This is a genomic window from Microbacterium sp. Root322, assembly GCF_001425645.1.
In the GTDB taxonomy this organism is placed as follows: domain Bacteria; phylum Actinomycetota; class Actinomycetes; order Actinomycetales; family Microbacteriaceae; genus Microbacterium; species Microbacterium maritypicum.
Map to the genome: position 1 here is coordinate 1521280 of NZ_LMCS01000002.1, position 18685 is coordinate 1539964.

Annotated in this window: 18 protein-coding genes; 8 read left to right on the forward strand and 10 right to left on the reverse strand. The window is 69.1% G+C overall.

What is annotated here, in order from left to right; genetic code table 11:
• Positions 1 to 95 precede the first annotated feature (95 nt).
• Positions 96 to 1292 (forward strand): DNA polymerase IV, encoded by a 1197-nt coding sequence (gene dinB, locus ASC55_RS12210; RefSeq protein WP_055875804.1) that lies wholly within the window; start codon positions 96 to 98, stop codon positions 1290 to 1292.
• A 13-nt stretch (positions 1293 to 1305) separates the two neighbouring features.
• Here the strand turns inward: dinB and ASC55_RS12215 are convergent, their stop codons facing one another.
• The gene (locus tag ASC55_RS12215; protein WP_055875808.1) at positions 1306 to 1650 is read right to left on the reverse strand and encodes a nuclear transport factor 2 family protein; all 345 of its coding nucleotides are present in this window, start codon (positions 1648 to 1650) and stop codon (positions 1306 to 1308) included.
• Positions 1643 to 2392 (reverse strand): SDR family NAD(P)-dependent oxidoreductase, encoded by a 750-nt coding sequence (locus ASC55_RS12220; RefSeq protein ID WP_055875811.1) that lies wholly within the window; start codon positions 2390 to 2392, stop codon positions 1643 to 1645. The genes ASC55_RS12215 and ASC55_RS12220 overlap by 8 nt, the downstream gene beginning before the upstream one ends.
• A gap of 88 nt (positions 2393 to 2480) precedes the next feature.
• Between ASC55_RS12220 and ASC55_RS12225 the strand changes: the two genes are divergently transcribed.
• Together ASC55_RS12225 and ASC55_RS12230 are read left to right on the forward strand one after the other, a co-directional pair.
• Positions 2481 to 3455 carry a C-terminal binding protein gene (locus ASC55_RS12225; protein ID WP_055875814.1) on the forward strand — a complete coding sequence of 325 codons (975 nt, stop codon included), beginning with the start codon at positions 2481 to 2483 and terminating at the stop codon, positions 3453 to 3455.
• Positions 3456 to 3468: 13 nt separating this feature from the next.
• Positions 3469 to 4323: a fumarylacetoacetate hydrolase family protein gene (locus ASC55_RS12230; RefSeq protein ID WP_055875816.1), complete on the forward strand. Its 855-nt coding sequence runs from the start codon at positions 3469 to 3471 to the stop codon at positions 4321 to 4323.
• A 97-nt stretch (positions 4324 to 4420) separates the two neighbouring features.
• Here the strand turns inward: ASC55_RS12230 and ASC55_RS12235 are convergent, their stop codons facing one another.
• From ASC55_RS12235 to ASC55_RS12245, 3 genes are all read right to left on the reverse strand, one after another.
• On the reverse strand, positions 4421 to 5269 hold the full coding sequence (locus tag ASC55_RS12235; RefSeq protein ID WP_055875819.1) for an SMP-30/gluconolactonase/LRE family protein: 849 nt from the start codon (positions 5267 to 5269) through the stop codon (positions 4421 to 4423).
• A complete protein-coding gene (locus tag ASC55_RS12240) occupies positions 5266 to 6024 on the reverse strand; it encodes a hypothetical protein (protein ID WP_055875823.1) in 759 nt (252 codons plus the stop codon). The genes ASC55_RS12235 and ASC55_RS12240 overlap by 4 nt, the downstream gene beginning before the upstream one ends.
• 73 nt (positions 6025 to 6097) lie before the next feature.
• Complete coding sequence (locus ASC55_RS12245; RefSeq protein WP_055875826.1) at positions 6098 to 6913, reverse strand: hypothetical protein; 816 nt, start codon at positions 6911 to 6913, stop codon at positions 6098 to 6100.
• Between the two features lie 221 nt (positions 6914 to 7134).
• On the opposite strand from ASC55_RS12245, the gene ASC55_RS12250 reads away from it, so the two are divergent.
• Entirely contained in the window at positions 7135 to 8913 is a 1779-nt protein-coding gene (locus tag ASC55_RS12250; RefSeq protein ID WP_055875829.1) for an RNA polymerase sigma factor, read from the forward strand.
• A 76-nt stretch (positions 8914 to 8989) separates the two neighbouring features.
• On the opposite strand, the gene ASC55_RS12255 is transcribed toward ASC55_RS12250, so the two are convergent.
• The 5 genes from ASC55_RS12255 to purL form a co-directional block, all read right to left on the reverse strand.
• Positions 8990 to 9673 carry a helix-turn-helix transcriptional regulator gene (locus ASC55_RS12255; RefSeq protein ID WP_055875832.1) on the reverse strand — a complete coding sequence of 228 codons (684 nt, stop codon included), beginning with the start codon at positions 9671 to 9673 and terminating at the stop codon, positions 8990 to 8992.
• A 434-nt stretch (positions 9674 to 10107) separates the two neighbouring features.
• Positions 10108 to 11559 carry a VaFE repeat-containing surface-anchored protein gene (locus ASC55_RS12260; protein ID WP_055875835.1) on the reverse strand — a complete coding sequence of 484 codons (1452 nt, stop codon included), beginning with the start codon at positions 11557 to 11559 and terminating at the stop codon, positions 10108 to 10110.
• 363 nt (positions 11560 to 11922) lie between these two features.
• A complete protein-coding gene (locus tag ASC55_RS12265; RefSeq protein WP_055875838.1) occupies positions 11923 to 12273 on the reverse strand; it encodes a TraR/DksA family transcriptional regulator in 351 nt (116 codons plus the stop codon).
• 132 nt (positions 12274 to 12405) lie between these two features.
• A complete protein-coding gene (locus ASC55_RS17645) occupies positions 12406 to 12561 on the reverse strand; it encodes a hypothetical protein (RefSeq protein ID WP_170287942.1) in 156 nt (51 codons plus the stop codon).
• Complete coding sequence (gene purL, locus ASC55_RS12270) at positions 12558 to 14888, reverse strand: phosphoribosylformylglycinamidine synthase subunit PurL (RefSeq protein WP_055875842.1); 2331 nt, start codon at positions 14886 to 14888, stop codon at positions 12558 to 12560. Before purL ends, ASC55_RS17645 begins: the two co-directional genes overlap by 4 nt.
• A gap of 294 nt (positions 14889 to 15182) precedes the next feature.
• Between purL and ASC55_RS12275 the strand changes: the two genes are divergently transcribed.
• The 4 genes from ASC55_RS12275 to ASC55_RS12290 all read left to right on the forward strand — a co-directional run bounded on the left by ASC55_RS12275 (position 15183) and on the right by ASC55_RS12290 (position 18679).
• Positions 15183 to 16115 carry a hypothetical protein gene (locus ASC55_RS12275; RefSeq protein ID WP_055875845.1) on the forward strand — a complete coding sequence of 311 codons (933 nt, stop codon included), beginning with the start codon at positions 15183 to 15185 and terminating at the stop codon, positions 16113 to 16115.
• A gap of 274 nt (positions 16116 to 16389) precedes the next feature.
• Complete coding sequence (locus tag ASC55_RS12280; protein ID WP_055875853.1) at positions 16390 to 17586, forward strand: MalY/PatB family protein; 1197 nt, start codon at positions 16390 to 16392, stop codon at positions 17584 to 17586.
• A gap of 95 nt (positions 17587 to 17681) precedes the next feature.
• Positions 17682 to 17912 (forward strand): hypothetical protein, encoded by a 231-nt coding sequence (locus tag ASC55_RS12285; RefSeq protein WP_055875857.1) that lies wholly within the window; start codon positions 17682 to 17684, stop codon positions 17910 to 17912.
• Positions 17909 to 18679, forward strand: a complete 771-nt coding sequence (locus ASC55_RS12290; RefSeq protein WP_157559445.1) for a 3-keto-5-aminohexanoate cleavage protein — start codon at positions 17909 to 17911, stop codon at positions 18677 to 18679. Before ASC55_RS12285 ends, ASC55_RS12290 begins: the two co-directional genes overlap by 4 nt.
• Positions 18680 to 18685 lie beyond the last annotated feature (6 nt).

An 18685-nucleotide genomic window follows, 5' to 3' on the forward strand; every position in this document is an offset into this window, starting at 1 on the left:
CATACCGGTCGCCACAGACACGCCGTCTCGCCTCTCGATGTCGATGCCGGTGTCCCCGGTTCGTGCGACGATCCGCACGTCGACAGGAGAACGGGATGCGTGGGGAAGCGACGGTGCTGCACGCCGACCTCGACGCGTTCTACGCGTCGGTCGAGCAGCGCGATGCGCCCGAACTGCGTGGCCGTCCCGTGATCGTCGGCGGCGGGGTCGTGTTGGCGGCGAGCTACGAGGCGAAGGCACGCGGGGTGCGCACCGCCATGGGCGGACGGCAGGCGCGAGAGCTCTGCCCTGATGCCGTCGTCGTCCCGCCGCGCATGGATGCCTACTCCGCGGCGAGCAAAGACGTGTTCGCGATCTTCCGTGACACCACCCCTCTCGTGGAGGGGCTGTCGATCGACGAGGCGTTCCTCGAGGTCGGGGGTCTCAGACGCATCGCCGGCAGCCCCGAGCAGATCGCGGCACGGCTGCGCGAACGCGTGCGGGCGGAGGCGGGACTCGCCATCTCGGTCGGGGTTGCGCGCACCAAGTTCCTGGCCAAGGTCGCCAGCGCCGTGAGCAAACCCGATGGGCTGCTGGTCGTGGAGCCCGACCGGGAGGAGGAGTTCCTTCTCCCTCTTCCCGTGGAACGCCTATGGGGTGTGGGCGCCGTGACGGCCGAGAAGCTCCACCGCTACGGCATCCGCACGGTCGGAGAGCTCGCCGAGCTCGAGGCGGCGACCGCCGAGCGGATGCTGGGCAAAGCGACGGGCGCGCACGTGCACGCGCTCGCTCGTCTGCGGGATCCGCGGCCCGTCGACACCACTCGGCGACGCGGGTCGATCGGCTCGCAGCGTGCGCTCGGCACCCGCCCCCGATCTGCCGAGGAACTCGATCTCATCCTCACGCAGATCGTCGACCGGCTGGGGCGGCGCCTCCGCGACGGCGATCGCGTCTGCCGCACCGTCGTGCTGCGCCTGCGCTTCGGTGACTTCTCGAAGGCCACGCGCTCCCGCTCGCTCCGCGCGCCGACCGATCGCACCGCCGTGCTGCTCACCCTCGCGCGCACACTGCTCGCCGCCGCGCACGCCGAGATCACCGCCCGCGGCATCACCCTGATCGGCATCTCGCTGTCGCAGCTCGACCACACCGACCGTGTGCAGCCTGAACTGCCGATCGACTGGGGCGACGAGGCCCGCCTCGACACCGTGCTCGACACTCTGCGGGATCGCTACGGTGCGACTTCCGTCTCGCGGGCGGCGCAGCTCGGGCGCGACCCTGGATGGTCGTCCCCGATCCTCCCGGAGCACGAGTGAGCGCTCTGCGGCGTCAGGCCTTGAGCATCGAGGCCCGCGCGATAAGCCCGTCGATCACGTCGAACGTCGCGATGGTCTCGGTGGCGACGCCTGCGTTGATGACCTGTTCCTGCGCGACGACCCACCGGGTACCGAACAGCACGCTGGTCTCGATGACGCACGACAGCTCGGGGTTCTGCAGTCGAGGCTCGTAGAACGCGCGGATCGCGGCGGAGCCGACCACGGGCTCGGGCGCGACACCGGTGATCACGGCGTCTTCGGCGTAAGTCGCCACGAACGCGTCGAGGTCGTGCGCGTTGAAAGCGTCGAGCTGCGCCTGGACAGTATCGAGGGCAGAACGGGCGGTGCGGTCAGTCAATGCGAACTCCTCCGTTGACGTCGTAGGTGGCGCCGGTGATGAAGCGGGCGCGCTCCGAGGCGAGCGATGCGATGATCCAGGCGACGTCTTCCGGCTGTCCGAACGCGCCGAGCGGGATCCCTGCTTCGAGCTTCTCGCGGCCAGCGCCCTGCAGCTGGTCGGTGATCGCGCTCGCGACGGGACCAGGGGTGACGGCGTTGACGCGGATGCCCTCGGGGGCGAGATGCCGCGCGAAGCTGCGGGTGATCGCGAGGATCGCTCCCTTGCTGGCCGCGTAGTGGATGCCGGTCTGCAGTGCGCCGACCTGGCCGGCGATCGAGGCGATGTTGATCACCGAGCGGTCGCCCTCAGCGGTACGGAGCAGCGGGAGAGCGCCGCGGGTCAGGAAGAAGGTGCCGCGAGCGTTGGTCTCCAGGACCATGTCCCACTCGTCGAACTCGATGTCGTCGTAGGGGGTGTACGGGCAGACGCCGCCGTTGTTGACGAGCACATGCAGCGAGCCCCATGTGGCCGCGACCTCGGCGATCAGGGCGTCGATCGATGCGCGCTCGCGCAGGTCGAGGCGCGAGACGTGCACTTCGGGCGCCCCCGCGGCGCGGCACTCCTCGGCGACGCGGAGGGCTTCGGCTTCCCGCCCGGCGTAGGTGATCCAGAGGGCGGCACCCTCGCGGGCCAGTTCGAGGGCGGCGGCGGTTCCGATACCGGAACTGGCCCCCGTGATCAGTGCGCGGCGAGCAGTCATGGGATCGATGCTATAGCAAATTATGGGGAGGGTGAGCGATCGGCCTGACATCGTGCATCCATCTGCTAGATGCTATAGCATCGCATCCATGACCGAGCCATTCATCCTCGTCAGCGACTGCGACCTGCCGGGAACCGTCATCGAAGACACCCTCCGACAGGCCGGGCTGCGTGCCGAACGCGCCGCCTCCGGCAGCATCGACGACATCGCCACTCTCGGCTCCGACGCCGAGGGTCTGGTCGTGCAGTGGGCGCAGATCACCGGCGAGGTGATGGATCGGATGCCGAACCTGCGCATCATCAGCCGGGTCGGCATCGGCTACGACATGGTCGACGTCGAGGCGGCGACCGCCCGCGGCATCGCGGTCGCGAACACCCCGAGCTACTGCATCGAAGAGGTCGCCGCGCACACGATCGCGATGATCATGACGCAGGCCCGCGGCCTCCCCGCCTACGACCGTGCCGTGCGCGCCGGCACCTGGAAGGCCGTCGATGCCCGCCCGCTCGCCGTGCGCCCCTCGGCCACCACGGTCTCGGTGCTCGGCTTCGGCCGTATCGGCTCGATGGTCGCCCGCGGCTGCCGTGCGCTCGGGTTCCGCGTGCTCGTCGCCGACCCGTATGCCTCCGCCGACGCAGTGCGCGACGCCGGATGCGAGCTGGTCGAGATCCCGGATGCCGTGGCCCGGGCCGACATCCTCACCCTGCACGTACCGTTGACCGCGGAGACCCGCCATCTGATCGATGCCGCGGCCCTCGCAACCATGAAGAGGGGCGCTGTCGTGGTGAACACCTGCCGCGGTCCGCTCATCGACGAGGAGGCGCTCGCCGCCTCGCTGCGTGCCGGGCACCTGGGCGCCGCGGCACTCGACGTGTTCGCGGGGGAGCCCCTCGCCGCCGACTCCCCGCTGCGTGACCTCGACGACGTGCTGCTCACCCCGCACGCTGCCTGGTACTCGCCCGAGGCGCTGGCGGACCTGCCCGTGCACGCGGCCGAGAACATCATCCGCTATCTGGCCGGCGAATCCGTGCCGATCGTCAACCCGACCTTCGCCGCTGCGCGCTGACGGAAGGAACACCATGGAACTCCTGCGACTCGGCCCCGTCGGCCACGAGCGTCCCTACGCGCGGGAGGCGGGCATCACCTACGACCTGTCGCCCCTCACCGCCGAGATCGACGGTGCCTTCCTCGCCGCCGACGGCATCGCCCGCGTGCGCGAGGCCCTCGGCCGCGGCGAGCTTCCCGCGGCCACTGTCGACGGGCTGCGCATCGGCGCTCCGGTCGCCCGCCCGACCGCGGTGATCTGCATCGGCCAGAACTACGCCGCCCACGCGGCCGAGTCCGGATCCGTGCCGCCCGAGCATCCGGTGATCTTCTTCAAGCACCCCAACACGGTGGTCGGCCCGGATGATGTCGTGCTGCTGCCGCCCGGTGCGGAGAAGGTCGACTGGGAGGTCGAGCTGGCGGTCGTGATCGGCAAGACCGCGCGCTACCTGTCGTCTCCGGATGCCGCCCGCGAGGTCATCGCCGGCTACACGATCTCGAACGATGTGTCCGAGCGCGCCTATCAGCTCGACGTGTCGGGCGGGCAGTGGTCGAAGGGCAAGTGCTCCGAGACGTTCAACCCGCTCGGGCCGGCGCTCGTCCCCGCCGACGAGGTCGACCCGCAGGCGCTGCGGCTGCGGTCGTTCGTGAACGGCGAGCCGAGGCAGGACTCGTCGACCGCCGACATGATCTTCCCGGTGCTGCAGATCGTGCACGAGCTGAGCCACTACCTGGTGCTCGAGCCCGGCGACGTGATCAACACCGGCACCCCGCAGGGCGTCGCGCTCTCCGGCCGGTTCCCGTACCTCCAGGACGGCGATGAGATGACGATCGAGATCGAGGGCCTCGGTCGCCAGCACCAGCGCACCGAGCGGGTGCACCTGCGCTGACCTGCGTCATCCACCCGGCGGCCTGTGTCCGGGGCACGGTTCCTTTCGCTGAGTGCACCGTGCCTCGGGCAGAGGCCGTCGGTGCTGCCGCGAGGTCTCAGCCGGCGAAGGGGATGACGGGGAGGCCGCGCACGCCCGGTCGCACGGCGAAGAGCGAACCCGCCTCGGTGCCGTGGTCGGGGCCGAGGTCCTGCGCCGAGGTGGTGATGTAGAGCGTGCCGAGGTCGTCGTCACCGAACGTGCACGCGCTGACCTGGGGTACCGGGAGATCGATCGTCGCGATGCGCTGTCCGGCGGCGTCGTAGCCGTGCACGGCGCTGCCGCCCCAAAGGGCGACCCACACGCTGCCGTCGGCGGCGACCGTGAGGCCGTCGGGTGACCCCTGTTCCTCGGGGATCACGACGAAGGCGCGTCGCCCGCGCAGCTCCCCCTCGGTCACGTCGAACACGTCGATGCGGTGCGTCGCGGTGTCGACGTAGTACGCGCGTCGTCCGTCGGGCGAGAAGCCGACGCCGTTCGAGATCGTCGCCCGCGCCAGCACGGTCGCGATGTTCAGGTCGGCGTCGAGGCGCAGCAGGCTTCCGGCATCGGCCGCGGCGTCGTAGGCCATCGAACCGGCCAGCAGTCGGCCGCGAGGATCGCAGCAGCCGTCGTTCATGCGCACACGAGGGTCGTCGCCCAGCGAGGCCACGGCCCTGGTGTCGCCGTCGACGTCGTCCGCGAGGTAGAGCGTGCGGGCGCCGACCGCCACCAGGCCGCCACCGGATCGGGGGCGAGCGAAGGCCAGGTACTCGTCGTCGATGTGCTGGCGGGTCACACCCTCGGGACGCAGCGCGAGCAGGTCGCCCGCGCTTCCGTCGACCCAGCGCAAGCCGCCCCAGCCCGCCCACCAGACGGGTGCTTCGGCGTGGTGGGCGATCGGACCGGTGACGTTCTCCGGGGTCATGCGTCCCCGCCCGCGTGCGGGGCGGAGGCATCGAGCGCCTCGGCACCCGTTCTGCGACTGCGCGCCACGTACACGGTGTTCGACGACGTGCCGCCCGTGACGGCGTTCTCGAAGTCGACGACATGAGCGACGGCGTCATCGAACACGGCCGTCAACTCGACCATGAACTCCTCGTCGGGCGGGTCATCCGACCACAGGGCGAAGACGCCGTCGGGGGCGAGATGACGGTCGAGCGCGCGCAGACCGGCGGCGTCGTACAGGTCGGCGTGCGTCGGATCCAGCTGGTGCCGCGGAGAGTGGTCGACGTCCAAGAGGATCGCCGAGTACCCGGTGCGACCCTCGACGGGCGCGGAGCGCATCACCGCGAAGAAGTCGTCTTCGAGCAGGGTCGTGCGCGGATCGTCGACGAGTTCCGCCGACACCGGGAGGAGCTTGCGCTCATGCCACCCGATCACGGCGCCCAGCCGGTCGATCACCGTGAGGGCGCTCACCCGCTCATCCCGCAGGGCCGCGACGGCGGTGTAGCCGAGCCCGAGCCCGCCGACCAGCACCGAGAGGTTGTCGCCGTCGACCGCTGCCAACCCCAGGTCGGCGAGCTCTTCCTCCGCCACGGTGAACAGGCTCGACATCAGGTACTCGTCGCCGAGCTTGACCTCGTAGATCTCCTGTCCCACCGCGGGCTCCGTGCGCCGGCGCAGAGTGAGGTCGCCGATCGGGGTGGACTGCCAGTCGAGCTCTTCGAACCGAGTGATCACTGCGGCATGCCTCCGTCGTCGTCCGCCCGGATGGGGCGGGGGTGCGGGCAGAACCCGCGGATGTGCCTGGGCTTCAGGACTGTTCGTCGCGGCGGGGGAGCCGGATCCGCTCGGGCTCAGGGGTGGTGGGCTCGGACACTGATGGTGCTGCCGGTGCGGAGATCTCTCTGGCCACCTGCTTCTCGAGCACGGTGACCGCGTCGTCGGAGAGCAGGATGAGCCCGTCGAGCTCTTCACGCACGCGCTTGTAGGCGACGTTGCGTTCGGCCTGTGTGGCCGATTCGTCGACCGCGACCTTCAGCAGCTGCTGTGCGCGGTCGAGGCGCTTGCGCTCCGGTTCGGTGAAGGTCGAATCGCGCAGGCGTCTGGCGTCCTTCTCGGCGATCTCGAACGCGACCGCGTAGTCGCCGACGGCTTGTAGATACTCGGTGACCTGCTGCTCCGACACCTTCGCGTTTGCCGAGGCCGGTCGCAGGGCATCCGCCGTCTTCTTGGCGCGCAGGAACGCGGCGGTCAGGGGCTGGCGACCATCGCTCATGGCGGGGAAGGCGATGAGCTTCGCCACGTCGAGTTCGTAGTCGAGCCAGCGTGCGGTGATCTCGTCGTGCTCGCTGAACAGGCGCGCTACCAGGTCGTTCGGGGCGACGGATGCCGTCGTGTCGACGACGGAGGGCCCGCGGCGCCGGGCCTGCTGGGTCAGCGCACGCGCCTCGATCTCGGCGGTCTTCAGCTGCGCCTTCATGCGGAGAGTCTCCAGACGGCGCTCGTGTCGGCGCTTGGAGCTGCGCTCCCATGCCTTCGCGGCGCCGCCAGCCATTCCCATGATGGGGAAGATGAGCCACCAGTAGTGCTGCGCGAAGTTCCAGAAGCCCTGGATGAACTCGTCCATGATGAGTTCAGCCTACTTCTCGAGGTGGCCGCCCCGCGGGCCGACCGATCCGTCGGTGCGTCGTGCGGCGTCTCCCAAGTCGAGCACGGACGACGGGGCAATGAGGCGCAAGACAGCCACACCAGAAGAGTCGCCGACCCCCAGAAAGTGACGCGACGAAAGTTCGGCACCCCGGTGCCCTATTCTGACGTCGGAAGAGACCTGTGGTCCGGGGAGGGAACATGATCGATCCCCGCAGTGATGCGGAGTTGCTGAGCGCGCTACGGGCCGGTGATCGGGGCAGCTACGAAGCCCTCTGGCGCCGCCACGCGGAGGCGGCGCACCGCTACGCTTATCGGCTCTTTCCGGCCCGTGCCGATGACCTCGTCTCGGAGTCGTTCCTGACGATCTATCAGCAGGTCACCACGACCGACAGAGGTCCGCAGTTCGCCTTCCGCTCCTACCTGAAGACGGTGATCCGCAACACCGCCATCGCCTGGCGGAAGGACGCGGCGCGCGTCCTGACCAGCGATGATGTCGATCAGTTGGAGCTGCGCGACGGGCTCAGCGTACTCGAGCAGCAGGCGAGTTCGGCAGATGTGCTCGCAGCCTTCCAGGCCCTTCCCGAACGGTGGCAGCGCGTGCTGTGGCTGGCGGAGGTCGATGACGTCGACCGGCCGGAGATCGCCGAAGAGCTGGGGATCAAGCCGAACGCGGTGTCGGCGCTGCAACGTCGTGCGCGCACGGGGTTGAAATTCCAGTGGCTGAGCCGACAGATTCCCGTCGCTCTTCGCGATGACACGACGCATGTGGCGCGCCTGATCCCTCAGTACCTGACCGAACCGAACAACGTCGCCGTGGAGCGGGAAGTGGCTGACCACCTCTCGGAGTGCGGGGAATGCAGAGATCTGCTGCAGTCGACGCGGGGTGGCGCGGCACGGCTGCAGGGCAGGACCCTCGCCGTGCTGCTGGGGGCGGCGGGGCTCGGGGCGCCTACAGCCGCCTCACTGTCGTCCGGTACGGCCGCCGCTGCGGCGTTCGCCGGGTTCTCCGGATGGCTCCTCGCCGGGTCCCTGGGTGCGGCCACGGTCGGCGGGATCATCGTCGCGGCGCTGATCGCCGGGCCCGGCCCGGCGCCCTCTCAGGCGGACGTGCTGCCGGCGAGCTCGGACGCCGTCAGTGCCGCGGCATCCGAGCCAGACCCTGTCCGCGCTTCGGGCCCGGATCTGCTGGTCGCTGCTCCGCCGGTTTCGGCCCCGGAGGAACCGACCACCGGGCGTCGGATCCTCGACCCGACCGTTCCCTCAGCGGGGCTCTCCGACGACCCCGATCAGTACTTCCCCACGGCTCCGACCCGGCCGCAGCCCGCCGATCCGCGTACGCCGGGACCTGGCACCGATCCAGAGTCCCCGTTGTCTCCGGGGGTTGCCAACCCCACCACCTTCTCAGGTCACCTCTCCCCTGTCATCGCGGGGCAGACAACGCCGGGCGAGAGCATCGTCGTCTCCCTGGACTCTCAGCGCTACACACCCACGGTCGCCGACGACGGCACCTGGAGCTTCGACACCCGCGCGTTGCAACTCGGCGCAGGAACCTACGCCTACGAGGTGTGGTCATACGACGAGACTTCGCAGTCGGCCGTCACATCGGGCACCTTCACCGTGCTCCCGATCCAAGTGCAGGGCTTCGAAGACCTGACCGGATTCGAAGACATGAGGGTCGAAGAGGCGCAGACCACCGGTGTGGTCATCGCGGTCACGGGGCCGCCGAACGGGCGAGTGTTCATCACCTCGATGGAGGGGCACTCCGCGACCATCGACCTGGATCAGAACGGATACACGCGCAAGCGACTCCTGATGGACGCAGCGGGGTGGTACTACTTCACCATGCGGGCGCTCGACAGCGACGGGTACTGGGGGCCGGCGTATGAGAAGGCCGTGGATGTGTACGACCCCGACGTCATCTTCGACCCCTGGGGCGAGGGGCCGGACAGCATGACCTTCGACTTCGTCGATCCGTGACTCGCGCCACGATTCCGGGGATCTGCACTCCTTCTCGGCGGGATCGTGGGGTCCTCCCGGGCTCCACGACCCCGGCTCATTCGGTGATCATGCAGGGCCCCTCGTGTGGCGAAGGATCCGCGTACCCGTCAGCCCAGGCGATCTGGGCCAGTTGGAGCTTCGAGCGGGCAGGGCGACCCGCCGATGTGAACTTGTCGCGCACGCGATTGAGGTACTTCCTTGCCGTGTCGTGGCGGATGCCCATGGCATCGGCCGCTTGACCGATGGTCATGCCGTTCACGTAGAGCGCGAGCACTCGCGCCTCCTGGGCGCTCAGACGCGTTCCCGGGGAGCCGGGTTTGACGATGTCGTGCGCGGGGGACGTCATGATCGTGCCTCCCGTCAGGACGATGGTGGCGGCGACGACGAAGTCGTCTTCCGAGTCGGCGGTGGACACGAATCCGTCGGTGCCTGCGGCCGCGACACGCCGGGCAGTCGTTCGCGTACCCGGCGATGTGAGAGCGAGCACGCGGATCCCGGCCTCGCGCAGAGCCGTGAGCGCGGACAGATCGTTCGACGCGAGCGGATCGAAGGGGAGCGAGAGCACGAGCAGATGAGGCCATCGAGTTCTTTCGGTGTGGCGCAGCCACCCTAGGAAACCGCGGAGCGTGGGGCAGACCTCGACGACGTCGAGGCCTGAGATCCCCGACAGCAGCTGTTCGATGCGGGAGCGCTGCAAGACGAGCTCGTCGACGACTGCGGCGCGACGTGTATGGCTCATGCCCTCGAGCTCGTTCAGCGTCGAGGCAACCGTCGAGTCGGCTGTCGTCGTGCGCCGATCAAGAACTCTCACACAGAGAAGGTGTGTGAGAGTCGCAAAAAGTGACGCCGAGATTGACGTCCTTTCGGGATCGACAGCCATCCACGCACGGGGTTCGAGCACCGCCGAGGACCTCGACGCCGGGGTCTGGAGCGATTCGCAGTATCTCGACACGCATTGGGTGCTGCGCCGCATGCGTGTGTCGGGAGACTTCGGGCGGATGCCGTCTGGTCGGCAGGAGCGCGCTGTCGGTCGCCGGCGCGACACCGGCGCACCTCTGTCCGGGGGAGGCGAGCGGGACGAGATCGATCTCGAGGGACTCGGCGTCCCGGTCGCTTCAGGGCCGACTGTCGGGCCTCGCCACTCCGTAGAGAGGCGAGGCCCGACACGGCTCGTCAGTCGGCGTCGATGGTCTTCCGCCGTGCGCGTCCGACGAGCAGGATCATCGCGCCCAGGGCGAGCAGCACGCCGGCCGCGCCGACGGCGATGCCGGGAAGGTCGCCACCGGTCGTGGCCAGCTGTCCCTTCGCGCCCGGGGTCGCCGTCGGCGTCGTCGGGGTCGTCGGCGTCACGGGCGCCTTCTCGATGGTGACGGTCTGTGCGGCGTCGTCGATGTCTTCGTGCACGGCGATCGGGTCGCCCGTGGTGTCGGTTCCTTCGTAGAGGCGCTCGAAGGCGACGAGCGTGCCGCCGGCGTAGCCGACCGGGACGGTGAAGGTGACGTCGATGGAGCCGTTCGCGGTCTCCGGGGTGAAGGTGATGGACCCGGTGATGCCGGTGGCGGTGCCGTCGGCCTTGTTCTGCAGTTCGCCGGTCACGGTGTACTCGGTGCCGGGGGTGAGGTTCTGGTAGGTGACGGTGTCGATGACGGTGCCGCCGTTCCAGGGCAGGATCCGGTCGCCGTCAGCGGAGTCGACCAGTGAGGTCCCGATGGAGGGGGCCGGTACTGCCGTGGTGACCCACTCGACGGTGGCATCGTCGGTGGTCGTCGCCGTGCTCGGTGCGACCAGGATGATCGTCTGCGCGTGGTCATCCGCCGTGGGCGTCGGTGAGTTGCTCGTCGGTACCGAGACGATCTTCCCGGTGCCGCTCAAGCCCTCCGCCACCACGGACACGGTCGCCGAACCTGCGGCGGTCGACCCGCGAAGGTCGAGGTACAGCGTCTGACCGTCGACGACGGCGTTCGCGTCGATCGCGTTCCCGCTCGCATCCACGAGTGACACCGCAGGGTCGGCCGTCACACTGACGGTGGGCTGGTCGGTGGTCACCAGGAAGGGGCCGACCAGTGAGTCGGCGGTCTGCGGGGCGCTGGGGGCGTCGATGCTGGCAGTGACTGCGAAATCGGCCGGGGTCATCCCCGTGCTCGCGTTCGCACCGTTCACCAGGTGCCAGTAGGCGGCTTCCGAATCCGGAGTCTCCCACGCCCACGCCGCGTCGAAGTTGAGGTCGGTGTAGCGCCAGACCGCGTACTGGGTGGCCTCGATCGCGTCATTGCGGGAGATGCCGGGGGCACCCGCGGCAGCGCCGAACTCCTCGAGGCTCAGTGCGGGGTAACCGTGGGCCAGCACCCAGAGCACCTTCCCTTGGATCACGGGGTCGGTGAAGTAGTTGCTGCCGAGGTAGTCCTCGGCGTCGCCGACGTACCCCTCGAGCTGCGTCCTTGAAGAGACGGGGTTCTCGATGCAATACGCCCAGAAGTCGGGGTCGCCGACGGCTGGGACCTCGGCCCAGATCGGGAACATCCCCGTACCGGAGTACCCCTGCTTGCTGCCGATGTAGACCGAATCCCCTGCGTCGACCGATGCTGAAGCCGCCAGGGGGGCGATCAGCCCGCCCAAGGCGAGCACGCTCGCACCGATCCAACTTCCGAGTCGGCCCCGAATCTTCTTATGTTCCTTCACGCTGCACTCCCTGCGATCGCGCCCCTGAGCTCTCCCGGGCGGGTCAGTTCAGGGGCATTCCTTATTGACGGTCATCGGAGAACAGGGGGAGTGTTCCGCGATTCCTTCTTAAGGAGTGCGGGACCTGCGAAAGGTGACGGCGTTCAGCAGCCTTCTTTCCTGGTCAGCAGGTTTCGATCGGCGCGCCGCGTGCACAGCTCCGGACCTGCGCGCCCACACTCTGACGGATGCCGCCCCGCCTCGGCGTGTCCAGGTCGATCTCCGAAGTTTGTGCGCGCCACACGTGAACGCGCGCGGCCGCGACCCGACTCAGTGCCCGAGCTTCTCCGCGCACGCGACGCAGTGCTCGGCGAATGGGCGCACGGCCAGGCGCTCCGCGGGAATCGGCTTCCCGCAGTTCGCGCACCTGCCGTAGGCGCCGGCATCCATCCGGGCCAGCGCGTCGTCGACCTGGTGGAGTTCGGATGCTGCGGCCTCGGCAAGCCCGGTCAGGCGCGACCACTCCGACGAGAGTGTTACGCCCTCGGGGTCGTGCTCGTCGTCGTCGTTCGAGCCCGCCCGGTCATGCGTGAGCTCGGCCAGCATCAGCGACGTGGATGCTACGCGCGCCTCGGCCCGCGCACGGAGGCCCGTGAGGAGGGCGCGAAGGTCGGTGGTCATCCGCCCACTCTATGCACGGTCACCTCTTCGGGAGGAGGCATCACCTCGGGAGGAGATCTCCGCCCCGGGAGGAGGCACCGCGGGGGTTCATGCGCCCGAAAGGCGAAAGTCCTCCCGAAGGCAGCGGGCGTCTCAGCCGAGGAGCAGCGTGATCACGGTCGCGCCGCCACCGCCGAGGATGAGCGCGATGATGACGGTCCACGCCACGATGCGCATGCGTCGGTTGCGCTTCTCGCCGAGGTCGCCGTAGTCCTCGTCGTTCGAGTCCTGACGGCTCACGTCGCTCATGCGCTGACCTCGGTGACGGTCGGGCCGAAGTACGACGGGAGGGTGGCCTGCGAACGCTCGCGCAGTTCGGCGGCCGTCACGGTGAAGACGCCCTGAACCTCGAGCTTCGCGCCTTCGCTGTCGGTCACGCCGATGCGCATCACCGGGTAGTCGCGTCCTTCGCACAGACCGCGGAACTTCACGTCGTCTTCGCGGGGCACGGTCACCAGCACGCGGCCGGTCGACTCCGAGAACAGGGCGGATGCGGCATCCACACCGTCGCGCTCGATGATCTCGTTCAGCCAGACGCGGGCGCCGACACCGAAGCGCATGACGCCCTCGGCGAGAGCCTGCGCGAGGCCGCCTTCGGAGAGGTCGTGGGCCGAGGAGATCAGCCACTCGTCGCGAGCCGCCGACAGCAGACCGGCGAGGCGCTTCTCGCCAGCGAGGTCGACCTTGGGGGGCAGACCGCCGAGGTGCTGGTGCACCACATCGGCCCAGGCCGAGCCCGAGAGCTCGGTAGAGGTGGTGCCGAGCAGGTAGATGTTCTGACCCTCGTCCTGCCATCCGGAGGGGATGCGGCGCGAGACGTCGTCGATGATGCCGAGCACGCCCACGAGCGGGGTCGGGTGGATCGGCACGTCGCCCGTCTGGTTGTAGAACGAGACGTTGCCGCCGGTGACCGGGGTGCCCAGCTCGTAGCATCCGTCGGCCAGGCCGTCGACCGTCTGACCGAACTGCCACATGACCTCGGGGTTCTCGGGAGAGCCGAAGTTCAGGCAGTCGGTGATCGCGGTGGGAACGGCACCGGTGACGGCGACGTTGCGGTACGCCTCGGCGAGGGCCAGCTGCGCACCCGCGTAGGGGTCGAGCTGGCAGTAGCGGCCGTTGGCGTCGGTCGAGACCGCGAAGCCGAGACCCGACTCCTCGTCGACGCGGATCATGCCGGCGTCGTCGGGGAAGCTCAGGGCGGTGTTGCCGAGCACGTAGTAGTCGTACTGGTTGGTGATCCAGCTCGTGTCGGCCAGGTTCGGCGACGCGACGAGGTTCAGGAACTGCTCGCGCAGCGTCTCCGGGTCGTTCGAGCGGGGAAGGTTCTCCGCGGCATCCGCCTGCAGTGCGTCGATCCACGTCGGGTAGGCGACCGGACGGTCGTAGACGGGGCCGTCGACCGCGACGGTCGAGGGGTCGACGTCGACGATGCGCTCGCCCTGCCAGTCGATGATGAGGCGTCCGTCGCCGGTGACCTCGCCGAGCACGGAGGTCTCGACCTCCCACTTGTTCACGACCTCGAGGAATGCGTCGAGCTTCTCGGGGGCGACGATCGCCATCATGCGCTCCTGCGACTCCGACATGAGGATCTCCTCGGCCGTGAGCGTGGGGTCGCGCAGCAGCACGTTGTCGAGGGAGACCTTCATGCCGCTGTTGCCGTTGGCCGCGAGCTCGCTGGTCGCGCAGGAGATGCCGGCCGCGCCCAGGTCCTGGATCGCCTCGACGAGCTCGCCGCGGTACAGCTCCAGGCAGCACTCGATGAGCACCTTCTCGGCGAACGGGTCGCCCACCTGCACGGCGGGACGCTTGGTCGGACCGGTGGAGTCGAAGGAGTCGGAGGCCAGGATGCTCGCGCCGCCGATGCCGTCGCCACCCGTGCGAGCGCCGAACAGCACGACCTTGTTGCCGACGCCGGTCGCGTTGGCGAGCTTGAGGTCTTCGTGACGCAGCACGCCCACCGCGAGCGCGTTCACGAGGGGGTTGGCCTGGTAGACGGAATCGAACACCGTCTCGCCGCCGATGTTCGGAAGGCCCAGGCAGTTGCCGTAGAAGCTGATGCCGCTGGTCACGCCGTGCACGACGCGGGCGGTGTCGGGGTGGTCGATCGCACCGAAGCGCAGGGCGTCCATGACCGCGACCGGGCGGGCGCCCATCGAGATGATGTCGCGGACGATGCCGCCGACACCGGTCGCCGCGCCCTGGAAGGGCTCGATGAACGACGGGTGGTTGTGCGACTCGGCCTTGAAGGTGACGGCCCAGCCCTCGCCGACGTCGACGACGCCCGCGTTCTGGCCCATGCCCACCATGAGGCGTTCCTTCATCTCGTCGGAGACCTTCTGGCCGAAACGACGCAGGTAGTTCTTGGACGACTTATAGGAGCAGTGCTCCGACCACATGACGGAGTACATCGCCAGCTCGCCCGAAGTGGGGCGGCGTCCGAGGATCTCCTTGATGCGCGCGTACTCGTCGGGCTTGAGTCCGAGAGCCGCGTACGGCTGCTCCTTCTCGGGCGTCGCGATCGCGTTCTCGACAGAGTCGGGGACGTGCTGGTGGGAAGGTGCAGGGGCGGTGGTCACGCGCACTCCAAAGGAAGGGGCCGGCGGGGCAGGTTCAGTCTACCGGCGCGGCGTCCGACAGGATTTCGGCTGGAGGAGCACGTGAACCCGCCGCCTTCATCGAATCGTTGTATGAAACACCCAGGCTTTCCGCCCTGGTGATCCTAGGGTGGCGATATGCGCCTGCGTCTCCTTGCCCCTCTCGGCCTCGCGACCGTCTTGGTCATGGCCGGATGCACTCCTGCCCCCGACGTATCGCCGAGTCCCTCCGCCTCCGCGCCGGATCCGACGCCGACCCCCACAGAGGAACCCATCGTGGCTCCCGAGGCGGCGTTCGATGTGACGTGCTCCGACGTGAACAGCGCCGTCGCGGGCGTTCTGGGTGCGTCTGTCGGCGGGGAGAAAGACGTCCTGGGCCTGACATCCACACCGATCTGGTATCCGGGGCCGGCGCAGTACATGATGCAGCAGGCCGGAGGGATAGCGTGCTCGGCGGGCGACCCCGTGCAGTTGGACCCCAACTCGACCTCCCCCGCGGACTGGAGCATCGCGGTCGTCCCGAATGCGCAGGCGATCATCGACGGTGCGGCGGAGCGTGGCGCGAGCGACATCCCCGGAGACGGCATCCGGTGCTACACGGGCTCGTGCACCATCGAACTTCGCGACGGCGACGTGCTCATGACCGGTTCGTTGCGGTCCTCCGCATTGGTCGAGAGCGATGCCGACCGTGTTCGCGAGGCGATGGCGGGAGTTCTGGCCTCGGCCGTCGCAACCCTTCGCGACTTCGAGCCCGGTCAGAGCAAGATCGCGGGGGCACGATGCGAGACGCTGCTCACCGCCCAGGAGGCGTCCGAGATCCTGGGCAGGGAAGTCGTGATCATGGACTACACCGAGCTCGGGGGGTGGGGAACAGCCGCGGAGATCTACTTCGCGAGTGAAGGAGCGCAGTACTGCATGTACGCGACGGGGCCGGACCCGTACGGCGATCCCACGCTGGTCGCGCTGACCACCCTTCCCTCCGGTGCGTGGGCGTTCGAGAAGCTCGATGCCGGGAGCCCGGTCTCCCTCACCGGCGCGGACGCCGCCCTCACGGGAGTCGACTTCTACGGCCGGACGGTGCTCGATGCTCGTGTCGGTGCCGACTGGCTGCGGTTCACCGTTCCCGTCGGGGAAGACGCATCCTCCGTCACATCCGTCGCGGAGGCGACCATCGAGCATCTGACCCGGGGCCGTCCCGCCCCGCAGTGATTTCTTGCGAGGGCCGCGCCGCGGATGCGCCGGATGTAGGGAGCGGGGACGGATGCAGGAAGACTCGCCGTCTTCTGCTCCTGCATCCGTCCGATCTCCCGACAGATGAACCGCCGGGAATCGCCGTCACGCACGGAAACGTGAAATGCGACGGCGCGGGGCCGTCCGTAGATTGGTCGGACCCCGCTGTGAATGGAGTTTCCCGTGTCCGACATCCGCGCCCTGCGCCCCTCCTGTACCCACGCCGTCGGCTGAACCGGCGGGAACCCAGATCATGACCGCGGACCGTTCCTCGCACGCGTCGCATCCGTTCGATGCGCGTACCCGTCTCTTCCTCGATCGGCCGCAGAGTCGTAAGTGGAGTCTGCATCCCGGCCACATCGGGGCGTGGGTGGCGGAGATGGACTTCGGGGTCGCTCCCGAGATCGCGGAGGCGCTGCACCGGGCGATCGACGGCGAGAACCTCGGCTACCTCTCGCCCCCGCAGGCGACGGAGCTGGGAGAGGCGACGGCCGAGTGGATGCGCGACGAGTACGACTGGGCGGTCGACCCGGAGCGGGTGCATCCGGTGTCGGATGTGATGGCGGCTCTCGGGGTCGCGGTGCAGGAGTATGCGCCGGCGGGTTCGCCCGTGATCGTGCCGACTCCTGCGTACATGCCGTTCCTGACATACCTGCCGGCGATCGGGCATCCGGTGATCGAGGTGCCGGGGGTCGAGGTCGACGGGCGCTGGCAGCACGACCTGCAGCGCATCGACGAGGCTTTCGCCGCGGGGGCGCGGACACTCGTGCTCTGCAACCCGCACAACCCCACCGGCACGATCGTCGGTCGGGAGGAGCTCGAGGCGATCTCTCAGATCGTGGAGCGGCACGGCGGGCGGGTGTTCGCGGATGAGATCCACGCCCCGCTGCGTTACGACGGTGCGCCGTTCGTGCCCTACGCGTCGGTGTCGCAGGCTGCGGCCGCGCATACGGTCACGGGGACGAGCGCATCGAAGGCGTGGAACATCCCGGGGTTGAAGACCGCGCAGCTGATCACCTCGAACGATGCGGATCAGCAGCTCTACACGCGGTTCGGGTTCGCGGTTCAGCACGGCGCGGCCACCCTCGGCGTCGTCGCCTCGACGGCGGCGTATCGGTCGGGAAAGCCGTGGCTGACGGACGTGATCGAGTACCTCGACGGGTCGCGGCGGCAGCTCGCATCGCTGGTGGACGAGCATCTTCCCGGCGCCGTGTATCGCGTGCCCGAGGCGACATACATCGGGTGGATAGACCTGTCCGCGCTGGGGATCCCGGGCCCTCCGGCGACGTTCTTCCGTGAGCAGGCCGGGGTCGTGCTGACAGAGGGGCGACTGCTCGGGCGTGGTGCGGAGGACCATGCGCGGGTCGTGTTCGCGACGCCTCGTCCGGTGCTCGACGAGGCGTTCGCGGCGATGGGCGCTGCCCTGCGTCGGGCCGGTCTCGCGGCCTGACATCCGGCGCCCTCGAGCGATGCTGTCGAGGCTGTCAAGGGTCTCCTCGATGTCGGTGGCCTGACGTAGAAAGGGAGACGAGAGAAGGGATCCCCATGGCTGCAGGCGACATCGAGACGTTCCACCGCAACGGCATCTGGTTCAACCGCATCGAGGGTGAATCGCAGACGTTGGGCAGCAGTTTCATGAGCGAGGCCGAGGCGGTGAAGGTGGGTCGCAGTGCCGCGGTCGCGCGTCAGGTCGAGCACACGGTGCGCACCGACGAGGGCCCTTCGGTCGACTCCTTCTCCTACGACCTGCACCCGCGTGAGCTGATCGGCCGATGACCGCGGCTTCCGACGCCGATCACGTTCCCGGGTCCGAGCGACGCATGCTGTTGCAGGCATGCGTCAACGGCGCCCGCGATGCGGTCGGACACCCGTGGCTGAGCGCGGATGCCTCGGTCGTGGCCGACGATGCCGCCAGGGCTGTGGCGGCGGGCGCGCACGAGGTGCATGTGCATCCGAAAGATGCCACGGGGCGCGACAGCCTCGCCGCCGACGATGTCGCACGGTGGGTGCGGGCGATGCGCTCCGCGAGCCCTGGCGTGCCGGTCGGTGTGACCACGGGGGCGTGGGCCGAGCCTGATGTCGAGCGTCGTCTCGCGGCCATCGAGACGTGGACGGAGCTGCCTGATCACGCGTCGGTCAACTGGCACGAGGCCGGCGCCGACGAGGTGGCCGCGCTGCTGCTGAAGCGAGGTGTCGCGGTCGAGGCGGGGCTGTGGGATGCGGCTGGCTTCGAGGTGTGGAAGCGGTCGCCGGTGAGGGGAGAGTGCCTGCGGGTGCTCATCGAGCTTCCCGACGAGCCGACCGACACGCTGCGCGACCATGCCGAGGGGATGATCGCCCACGTCGAGCTCGAGGAGCCCGACCTGCCGATCCTGCTCCACGGGGAAGAGGGCTCGACGTGGCCGGTGTTCGACCTCGCGGTCGAGCTCGGCGTGGCGTCGCGCATCGGGTTGGAAGACACCCTGCTGCTCCCCGACGGTGCGACGGCACCGGGCAACGCCGCGCTCGTGCGGGCGGCTGTGGCGAGGCTACGGGGAGTCTGACCGCCC